The organism is Algoriphagus winogradskyi, assembly GCF_900182815.1.
Classification (GTDB): Bacteria; Bacteroidota; Bacteroidia; order Cytophagales; family Cyclobacteriaceae; genus Algoriphagus; species Algoriphagus winogradskyi.
Genome location: NZ_FXUA01000007.1, coordinates 121588 through 131350 on the forward strand (window position 1 = coordinate 121588; position 9763 = coordinate 131350).

Genomic DNA, 9763 nt, shown 5'->3' on the forward strand with positions numbered 1-9763 from the left:
TTTTAATATTTTCAGCTTTTAAAAAAGAACGAGATATATGTCCATACTAGCATTTCAAATGCCCGAGAAAGTGGTGATGGAAAAAGCCGATGATTTTCATGGCTTATTCACTTTCAAACCACTCGAAAAAGGCTATGGAGTTACAATTGGTAACGCCCTGAGAAGAATTTTGCTTTCTTCCTTGGAAGGTTATGCCATCACTGCGATTAAGATCCCTGGTGTAGTGCATGAGTTTTCGACCATCGAAGGTGTAGTTGAAGACGTTACAGATATTATTTTGAACCTTAAGCAAGTGAGATTCAAGAAAGTGCACGAAGCATTTGACGGAAAAATCACTGTAGAGATTAAAAATCAGTCTGTCTTCACTGCAGGTGACATTGCTAAGTTTACTTCTTCTTTCGAAATCCTAAATCCAGAGTTGGTGATTTGTCACATCGACGAGACCAAAAACTTTGAGATCGAATTGACGATGGAAAAAGGAAGAGGCTATCTACCAGCTGAAGAATCCAAACCAAAAGAGCAAATCTTCGGTACTATCGCTATCGATGCTGTTTTCACACCTATTAAGAATGTGAAATATAGTGTTGAGAATACACGAGTAGAACAGAAGACTGACTTCGAAAAATTGATCATGGAAGTTTCTACTGATGGCTCTATCCACCCGGAAAAAGCACTTCAGGAATCTGCAAAAATCCTTATCCAACATTTCATGTTGTTCTCAGACCAGACTATGGTTCTTGATTCAACAGGTATCGCGGAGCCGGAGCCAATTGACGAAGAATTCTTGCACATGAGAAAGCTTCTTAAGACTTCTTTGGGTGACCTTGACCTTTCTGTTCGAGCATTCAACTGTCTTAAAGCTGCTGACGTGAAGACTTTGGGTGATCTTGCCAAACTAGAAATTTCTGATATGATGAAATTTAGAAACTTTGGTAAGAAATCCTTAGCGGAACTAGAGCAACTTATCCAAGAAAAGAGCCTAACCTTCGGAATGGATATTTCTAAGTATAAACTTGATGAAGAATAAATAATAATGAGACACGGTAAGAAATTTAACCACCTTGGAAGGAAGGCCGCTCATAGAAAAGCAATGCTTTCTAATATGGCAACTTCGCTGATTCTTCACAAGCGTATCTCAACCACGCTTGCCAAGGCAAAAGAATTGAAGAAGTACTTGGAGCCACTGGTAACAAGAGCTAAAGAAGATACTACACACAATAGACGTATGGCTTTCGCTTATTTAAAAAATAAGGAAGCTATCATCGAATTATTTGGTGAAGTAATCTCTAAAGTAGCTACTCGTCCAGGTGGATACACCAGAATTATTAAAACTGGTTTCAGATTGGGTGATAATGCAGAAATGTGTATCATCGAATTAGTGGATTTCAACGAATTAATGTTGAAAGATGCTCAGCCTGCTAAGAAAACTACTAGAAGATCTCGTAGAGGTTCTGGGAAGTCTACTGCCGCTGAGGAAACAAAAGCATCTGCTGCACCAGCTGTAGAAGAAACTCCTGCAAAGGATGTTGAGGAGCCTAAGGCACCTGAAGCTTCTGCTGACTCTGCTGAAGAAGAAACTGATAACAAATAAGTTGATCAGTGGATTCACGATATTGAAAGGATTGAACATTTGTTCAATCCTTTTTTTATACCCTTTTCATTTCTCTTCCTTCCCAATAAATATTTAACTTTGGGCAATTATTTAGCAAAATGATCAAACAAAAAGCAACTTTACTCTTGGCCGATGGTACGGTCTTTCACGGTTCATTAATAGGTAACCCAGGAACTAATGGTGGTGAGATTTGCTTCAACACTGGAATGACAGGTTATCAGGAAATCTATACCGATCCATCCTACACCGGACAAATCATTGTAACAACTACTTCCCACATTGGAAACTATGGTGTGATAGATGAAGAGGTAGAATCTGACCATCCTACAATAGGTGGAATAGTGGTAAACACATTTTCGGATGTCTACTCTCGTCTAGACGCTTCTGGTTCTTTGCAGGATTACTTGGTAAAGAATGGCATCACAGGGATTGCTGATATCGATACTAGGCAGCTGGTAAGGCATCTTCGCTCTAAGGGTGCAATGAATGCTATTATTAGCTCTGAATTTGAAGATAACCTGGATGGCTTGCAAGCTGAGCTTGAAAAGGTTCCAGATATGGATGGCCTTGAGCTTTCTTCCACCGTATCCACTCAAGAACCTTATTTCTTTGGAGATGAAAACTCTTCAATAAAAGTAGCCTGTATGGATTTTGGGATAAAAAAGAATATCCTGAGAAGCTTGGCTGATCGTGGTGCATATTGCAAGGTTTTTCCTGCCAAAACAACTCTTTCAGAAATGGAAGAATGGGCACCTAATGCATATTTCTTGTCAAATGGTCCTGGAGACCCAGCAGTAATGGAATATGCGGTAGATACTACTAAAGATATTTTAGAGACGGGAAAGCCTGTTTTCGGAATATGTTTAGGTCACCAGCTTTTGGCTGAAGCCTGCGGAATTTCAACCTATAAAATGCATCACGGGCATAGAGGATTGAACCACCCTATTAAAAACGTTTTGACCGGTAAGAGTGAAATCACCTCCCAGAATCATGGTTTTAATATCACTCGTGAGGATACGGAGAAAAACCCAGATGTTGAGATCACTCATGTTCATTTGAATGATAACACTGTTGCTGGAATTCGTCTAAAAAATAAGCCTGCATTTTCTGTGCAATACCACCCAGAATCATCTCCAGGTCCACATGATTCTCGCTACCTTTTTGACGATTTTATTTCTTTAATTAATAAAAATTAATACCATTAAACCTTTTAAAACTATGACGTTGATTCAATCAATTCATGCAAGACAAATCCTCGATTCTAGAGGTAACCCTACTATTGAAGTAGATGTGTATACAGAAAATGGAGCTTTTGGCCGTGCAGCTGTACCAAGTGGTGCATCTACAGGTATTAACGAAGCAGTAGAGCTTCGCGATGGAGACAAAGGTGCATATATGGGCAAAGGCGTAATGAAAGCTGTCGCTAATGTAAATGACATTATTGCGTCTGAACTAGTAGGTTTTGACGTGTTTGAGCAAAATATGATTGACCAGATTATGATTGATCTGGATGGTACACCTAATAAGGGGAATTTAGGAGCTAACGCTATTCTTGGTGTTTCTTTGGCAGTGGCTAAAGCAGCGGCTATGGAATCTAATCAGCCACTTTACAGATATATTGGTGGAGTAAATGCTAATACCCTTCCTGTTCCGATGATGAATATCATCAACGGTGGATCTCATTCTGATGCGCCTATCGCTTTTCAGGAGTTCATGATCCGTCCAGTTGGTGCTCCTACTTTCTCAGAAGCAATGAGAATGGGAACTGAGATCTTCCACAATTTGAAGAAAATTCTTCATGACAAAGGTCTAAGCACTGCTGTGGGTGATGAAGGTGGATTTGCACCTAATTTCTCTGGAGGAACTGAAGAAGCTCTTGGTAGTATCTTGGATGCTATCGCTAAGGCTGGATACAAAGCTGGTGATGATGTTACAATCGCATTGGATTGTGCAGCATCTGAGTTCTTTGTAGATGGCAAATATGACTATACGAAATTTGAAGGTTCTACTGGCGTAGCAAGAAGTAGAGAAGAGCAAGTTGCTTACCTAGCTGAGCTTACTGAAAAATACCCTATCGATTCTATCGAAGATGGTTGTGCTGAAGAAGATTGGGAAGGTTGGGCTATGTTGACTGCCAAAATTGGCAATAAGGTACAACTAGTTGGAGATGATCTTTTCGTTACTAACGTGAAATTCCTTAAAAGAGGAATTGAAGAGAAATCTGCCAATTCAATCTTGATCAAAGTAAACCAAATTGGTACATTGACTGAGACCATCAATGCAGTTAACCTTGCTCACAAAGCAGGTTTTACAGCTGTTATGTCTCACAGATCAGGTGAAACTGAAGATTCTACTATCGCTGACCTTGCAGTGGCATTGAATTGTGGACAGATCAAAACTGGTTCTGCTTCTAGATCTGACCGTATGGCTAAGTACAATCAGTTACTTAGAATCGAAGAACAATTAGGAGATTCAGCTGTTTTCAACGGAAAATTCTAAGAGGATCATAACATACAAGTGATTTTTGAGATAGCTCACTTCGGTGGGCTATCTTTTTTTTGCATCATTTTTGTACCTTGAATTCTAATACCACTCCTTTCCTATGAGCAAATATCTTAAGTACACCAAAAGCTTTTATTTTCTAGGCCTTGTTTTTTTTGCTGCATGGATGATTTTTATTGACTCAAACAATGTAGTGAATCAAGTGAAATTGAGCAGTAAGCTAGGTCAACTCGAAGACCAAAAGGAGTTTTATCTTGAGAGAAGAGAGAAAATTAAAGCAGAACGAGAGGAATTGATGAGTAATCCTGAACTCTTAGAGAAGTTTGCCCGTGAAAAGTACTTAATGAAGAAAAATTCTGAAGACCTCTATGTCATCGTTAAAAAGTAAATCTCTACTCCTTTTTTTTATTGCCTTTGGACTATTTCAAACTTACTCTTTTGCACAGCGTGAGATTTATGAAGGTGATTCCATACCATTTAAAGAGCGATTATATTATGGAGGGAATTTCGGGATGCAATTTGGCACGGTTACTTTAATTGATTTTTCCCCTTTGGTTGGTGTGATGATCACCCCGAAGTTCTCATCGGGTGTTGGAATTACTTACCAGTATTTCAATGACAGACGCTATATAGGTGGAGAGACGTCTTCTTATGGAGGGAGGCTTTTTAGTAGATATAATATTTTCCCAAATATTTTTGCTCATGCCGAATATGAATCCATAAATTTTGATAACTATAATCTATTGACAGACAGGTTTGAACGGATTTGGTCAAATGCACTCTTTTTGGGTGGAGGCTATTTTGCTCCTTTTGGAAGCAGGGGTGGCGCCAATTTCACATTCCTCTACAATGTGTTGCACGACAATCTTCGTTCGCCCTATGGTGAACCATACGTGATCCGTGTTGGTTTTGTGCTGTAGATATACCTAACGCATTTTTAATGGAATCTTTCATTTCAAAACTATACAAAGCTCATCAGGATTGTTCTGAATGTCCCTCACCAAAGGTGATTCAGAAGTTTTTCGAAGACATGCTTGGGCTTCTTTTTCCAGAATATACAGTAGAAAAGATTCAAGATAAGTCACAAATAGAAGCTGCTTTAATTGTCCTTCAGAACGATCTTACCTTTATCTTGGAAAGAAATCCACAGTTACATAAAGGGAAAGGATTAAAGATCGCTGATGACTTTTTTGGTAATCTAGAACAGATTTTTGATTGGATTAATCAGGATGTGGATGCCATGTTTGCTGGCGATCCAGCAGCCAAATCCAGAACAGAAATTTTAAGAAGTTATCCTGGTTTTTATGCCATTGCAGCTTATAGAATTGCCCATTTACTATTAGGGTTAGGTGTTAATCTAATTCCAAGAATGATTACGGAATTTGCGCATAGCCGAACAGGAATAGATATTCATCCTGGAGCTACGATCGGCAAGTATTTCTGCATAGATCACGGCACCGGAGTGGTGATTGGTGAGACGACCATCATAGGTGATCACGTAAAGATTTACCAAGGCGTAACTCTGGGCGCATTAAGTGTAGATAAAGCTGATGCGGATAATAAGCGACATCCTACGATAGAGGATGATGTCGTGATATACTCAGGGGCAACTATTTTGGGTGGTAATACGGTCATTGGAAAAGGTAGCGTAATTGGAGGGAATGTTTGGTTGACCAAAAGTGTAGCCCCAAAAAGCAAAGTGTATTATCAGACACAAATGTATCATGCGGATACTGCGGTGACAGATATGTATGTTTTCAAAAACGATCAAGATGAGGTTATTTGAACTAATAGGGAATACGCCACTGATACAACTGGACCATATTCCAGTAAATCCTAAGGTTAAGATTTTTTGTAAACTGGAAGGGCAGAATCCCGGTGGTAGTGTAAAGGATAGGGCTGCGTATAATATGCTCCGAAGTGCCATGGATCGGGGTGAAATCAAGAGAGGGGATAAGTTAGTAGAGGCAACTAGTGGTAACACTGGGATTGCTTTAGCGATGGTAGCGAAAGTCTTGGGATTGGATATGACCTTGATCATGCCGGATAATTCTACCAGAGAGCGTGTGCTCTCTATGGAAGCCTATGGTGCGACGGTGATCCTTACTCCGGCTGCAAAAACTATTGAGTATTCTAGGACTCTTGCGGAGCAGATGAGCAAAGAAGGGTATTTTATGCTTGATCAATTTGGGAATCCTGATAATTACCTGGCGCATTATAAGACCACAGGTCCTGAAATCTGGGAAGATACTGATGGTGAAGTCACACACTTTGTGTCTGCGATGGGAACAACGGGTACGATCATGGGAGTTTCCAAGTATTTGAAGGAAAGAAATCCGGATATTCAGATCGTAGGAACTCAGCCTACGGATGGTTCTAGCATTCCTGGTATTAGAAGATGGTCTCCCGAATTTTTACCTAAAATTTTTGAACCAAGCCGAGTAGATCAAGTAATAGATGTGAGTCAGGATCAGGCCACTGAAATGACCCGCAGAATGGCGAAAGAAGAAGGTATCCTTGCAGGAATGAGTAGTGGAGGAGCATTACATGCCGCTATTGAGCTTTCTAAAACTTTGAAAGAAGGAATAATCGTTTGCATCACTTGTGACCGTGGGGATCGTTATCTCAGCTCTGATCTTTTCGGGTGATAGGCAAGCCTAGGAATGAATTTCCCTCATTGAGGTATTATTGCAGGATAAATCTGCGCTGTGTTTTTATCGAGAGAATATTTCAGTATTCTTAAATCGAGCTCTTGCGAGCCTTAAGGCCGTTTTTGTGTAGGCTTTTGGTGTATTTAGTTTTGTGAAACCTTCTTGGGCAAAGGGTTTGCGTTATTCTTACCAAACCCTTCAGGGGTAGAAATTGATAGACTAAACCAACTATACCATGAACTCGATTGATAAAAACCAAGAAGAACACACTAGAGAAAATCTCGCAGGAAAGGAAGCCGTGGAGAAAATCCGAGAATTGATTGATAAATCAGGGTCCTGCTTTTTTGTGACTTCTACTAGCCTCAATAACTCACACAAGTCACGTCCCATGTCTGTCCAAAAGACTGACGAAGCTGGCAATATTTGGTTTCTAAGTGCTAAGGATAGCATGAAAAATATGGAGATCGCAGCAGATACTGATGTTACTCTCTACTTTCAGGGTTCATCCTATTCAGACTTTCTGGAGCTAAATGGTCATGCCTATATTACCGATGACAAAGCAAAAATTGAAGAGCTTTGGGATCCAACTGTCAAGGCTTGGTTTACAGAAGGAAAAGATGATCCAAGAATCTCGGTGATTCAATTTATCCCAGATAGCGGGTACTATTGGGACAACAAGCATGGAAATACCGTCGCAGGAATCAAGGTATTAATCAGTGCAATTTCAGGAAAAACAATGGATGATTCTATTGAAGGAACTTTGAAAGTGTAGTTGGGACACTTTAAAGTTCTAAGGTGATCCGTAATAGGATCACCTTTTTTATTGCCTACCAACTCGCTAAATTCTAAAAAATATTTTCTTTTTATAGAGAAAATAGCAGAGGTACCACATTACCCCCAAGGTCAGAAAAGCCGTAATAATGGCGATGGTAGTTTCTCTCATTCCTATGGCATTCAGTACTCCGGTGCTAAAAATATCTACAAATCCATACAACCAACGATGCCCTAAAATCTCGGCGAAAAGGTAAATGAAAATGGAATTCATCCCCACGATTACAAAAGGGAAAACCCATGAGTTTATCTTTTTAACATCTACTATCCAATAGGAAATTGCTAACGCCAGAATTGCCCACCCACCTGCCGCAAATGCAAAAGATGAGGTGCTGATTCGTTTTATGATTGGGGTGATCTCTACGAAATCCAAGCCATATCCTATGACCAAACCAATAACTCCTGCTAATACAAATAACTTTATTTTATCACTTTCTGATTTTTTAGAAAGTAGCAGATTTCCGCAGATAGCACCCCAGATCGTGTGTGCTGCAGTTGGAATGCAGTTGATAGCTACCCAGCCGCCATTATTAATCTGCCCCATCAGGATCTGATCCATATAATTCCCAAAGTTAGTTCCATGCTCATAAGGCATCTCAGGATTGTATAGTCTGTACATGATTTCTGTCAAGGCAAGAAGCCCGATTGAAACGCCTAATTGAATTTTCCACGATCGATCGAGCAGGAAATAAGTAACCAAAATGGTGAAGGATAATTGAGTCAGAACATTCCACAGCTCAAAGACTAGTTTGCCTGAGTAAACACAATGTAATCCTGTACCGAAAAGGAATAATAGTAAGCATCGCTTCAGGATGTGCCGCGTCACTTTTCCTCTGTCGCTTCCGACTGCCATTCTCTTATTCAAAGAAAATGGCATCGCAACGCCTACAATAAACATGAAAAAAGGTTGGATCAGATCCCAAAATCGAAGTCCATTCCAAGGGTGATGGGTAAACTGGAGAAAGAAGGGATGTAGAAAAGTGCCTTCTGGATTGGCCTCCAATAATGTATGATAAAAAGAAGCTGCTTCCGCGATAAGTAAAAACATCGTCAAACCACGAAATAAATCAAGGGAAGCCAATCTGTTTTGGCTAGGAATTTTTAGTTCACTCATTGGCATGGGTTTAAAGTCAGCGGTTTTCTAATATAGAAAAATCAGGAATTTAAAGTGCCCTAAACTTGACTAATGGGGAATGAAAGAATAAAAAGCACTTTCGATGTATTCGTTTATTTATTAGTATTAATCCCTAACCCATTTTTTCATTTTTGGAAATTCAGTTGGATCACATCAGATCATATAATATGACACTTTTGTCAATTTTTATTCTAGGTAGGAAGGTGCTCTCAAGCTGTTGGTGTCTTGTAGGAATACCGATTTCCCCTAGGAAATCAAGGATGATGTTAATGTGCCTGGCATCCTCTTCTGGAATAATTTGAGCTGCTTTTCATTTAATCCCTCCAAATGCTCCGAAGCACATATTTTTATGAAGGATTTCTACTTTGCTGAACCCTACAGATTTCATTAGGTCTAGCTGATAATTCATTGATCTGGGAGAATCTTCCTTCGCTACATAATCCAATACCTTTTGACGATATTCTTTTCCACCCTGTTCTTCTAGGTAATCCCCATAGCGTTCCCATGTGAACTCATTGAGCAAGTCAGTGTCCTGCGTAATTAAATCGGAAATCATCAGGCATCCTCCAGGTTTTAGAAGTGAGAAGAGCTTAGCAAATGTCTTTTCCCAGTCTTCATCATCTCTCAAGTGATGCAAAACAGCACCAGCTAAAATGATATCGAAGCTGCCTTCAGGGAGTACTATATCTCTTATGTCTCCTTGGTATATAGATACTTTACTTTGCGTTTCAGCCGAGACCCTTTCCGCTGCTTTCTCAAGCATTTTACCACTTAAATCCACTAATGTGCAGGAAAGATTAGGGACTTTGGTAAGCATTTTCAAGGTGTAATTGCCCGCTCCGCACCCCACATCCAGAACATTTTCTGCTTTAGGAACGATCCGCTTGGCTGCTTCGGTAATTAGTTCCAGAGAAATCGTAGCATCAATGGTAGCTACTTGGCCGGTATCTAGGTTTGAAAATCGTTCTACATCATTATCGAATCTTTCGCGGATTTCTGCGACACTTGACTTATTCATTTGGTAAGGTTGTG

At 39.9% G+C, this 9763-nt stretch carries 11 protein-coding genes; 9 read left to right on the top strand and 2 right to left on the bottom strand.

Annotated elements, in window-relative coordinates:
* Positions 1 to 37 precede the first annotated feature (37 nt).
* The 9 genes from QOL76_RS16925 (at position 38) to QOL76_RS16965 (ending at position 7537) form a co-directional block, all read left to right on the top strand.
* Complete coding sequence (locus tag QOL76_RS16925) at positions 38 to 1027, top strand: DNA-directed RNA polymerase subunit alpha (protein WP_283414146.1); 990 nt, start codon at positions 38 to 40, stop codon at positions 1025 to 1027.
* Between the two features lie 6 nt (positions 1028 to 1033).
* Positions 1034 to 1591, top strand: coding sequence for a 50S ribosomal protein L17 (rplQ, locus tag QOL76_RS16930; protein ID WP_283414147.1), 558 nt, complete (start codon positions 1034 to 1036; stop codon positions 1589 to 1591).
* A gap of 119 nt (positions 1592 to 1710) precedes the next feature.
* Positions 1711 to 2808, top strand: a complete 1098-nt coding sequence (carA, locus tag QOL76_RS16935; protein WP_283414148.1) for a glutamine-hydrolyzing carbamoyl-phosphate synthase small subunit — start codon at positions 1711 to 1713, stop codon at positions 2806 to 2808.
* Positions 2809 to 2830: 22 nt separating this feature from the next.
* Positions 2831 to 4111: a phosphopyruvate hydratase gene (eno, locus tag QOL76_RS16940; RefSeq protein ID WP_283414149.1), complete on the top strand. Its 1281-nt coding sequence runs from the start codon at positions 2831 to 2833 to the stop codon at positions 4109 to 4111.
* Between the two features lie 103 nt (positions 4112 to 4214).
* Positions 4215 to 4502 carry an FtsB family cell division protein gene (locus QOL76_RS16945; protein ID WP_283414150.1) on the top strand — a complete coding sequence of 96 codons (288 nt, stop codon included), beginning with the start codon at positions 4215 to 4217 and terminating at the stop codon, positions 4500 to 4502.
* On the top strand, positions 4483 to 5034 hold the full coding sequence (locus QOL76_RS16950; protein WP_283414151.1) for a hypothetical protein: 552 nt from the start codon (positions 4483 to 4485) through the stop codon (positions 5032 to 5034). The genes QOL76_RS16945 and QOL76_RS16950 overlap by 20 nt, the downstream gene beginning before the upstream one ends.
* Before the next feature lie 20 nt (positions 5035 to 5054).
* Positions 5055 to 5900: a serine O-acetyltransferase gene (locus QOL76_RS16955; RefSeq protein WP_283414152.1), complete on the top strand. Its 846-nt coding sequence runs from the start codon at positions 5055 to 5057 to the stop codon at positions 5898 to 5900.
* Complete coding sequence (gene cysM / locus QOL76_RS16960) at positions 5887 to 6762, top strand: cysteine synthase CysM (RefSeq protein ID WP_283414153.1); 876 nt, start codon at positions 5887 to 5889, stop codon at positions 6760 to 6762. The genes QOL76_RS16955 and cysM overlap by 14 nt, the downstream gene beginning before the upstream one ends.
* A gap of 238 nt (positions 6763 to 7000) precedes the next feature.
* Positions 7001 to 7537, top strand: coding sequence for a pyridoxamine 5'-phosphate oxidase family protein (locus tag QOL76_RS16965; RefSeq protein WP_283414154.1), 537 nt, complete (start codon positions 7001 to 7003; stop codon positions 7535 to 7537).
* Between the two features lie 66 nt (positions 7538 to 7603).
* Here the strand turns inward: QOL76_RS16965 and QOL76_RS16970 are convergent, their stop codons facing one another.
* Both QOL76_RS16970 and QOL76_RS16975 read right to left on the bottom strand, forming a co-directional pair.
* Positions 7604 to 8710 carry an acyltransferase family protein gene (locus QOL76_RS16970; RefSeq protein WP_283414155.1) on the bottom strand — a complete coding sequence of 369 codons (1107 nt, stop codon included), beginning with the start codon at positions 8708 to 8710 and terminating at the stop codon, positions 7604 to 7606.
* Between the two features lie 331 nt (positions 8711 to 9041).
* Positions 9042 to 9749: a class I SAM-dependent methyltransferase gene (locus QOL76_RS16975; protein WP_283414156.1), complete on the bottom strand. Its 708-nt coding sequence runs from the start codon at positions 9747 to 9749 to the stop codon at positions 9042 to 9044.
* Between the last annotated feature and the right edge of the window lie 14 nt (positions 9750 to 9763).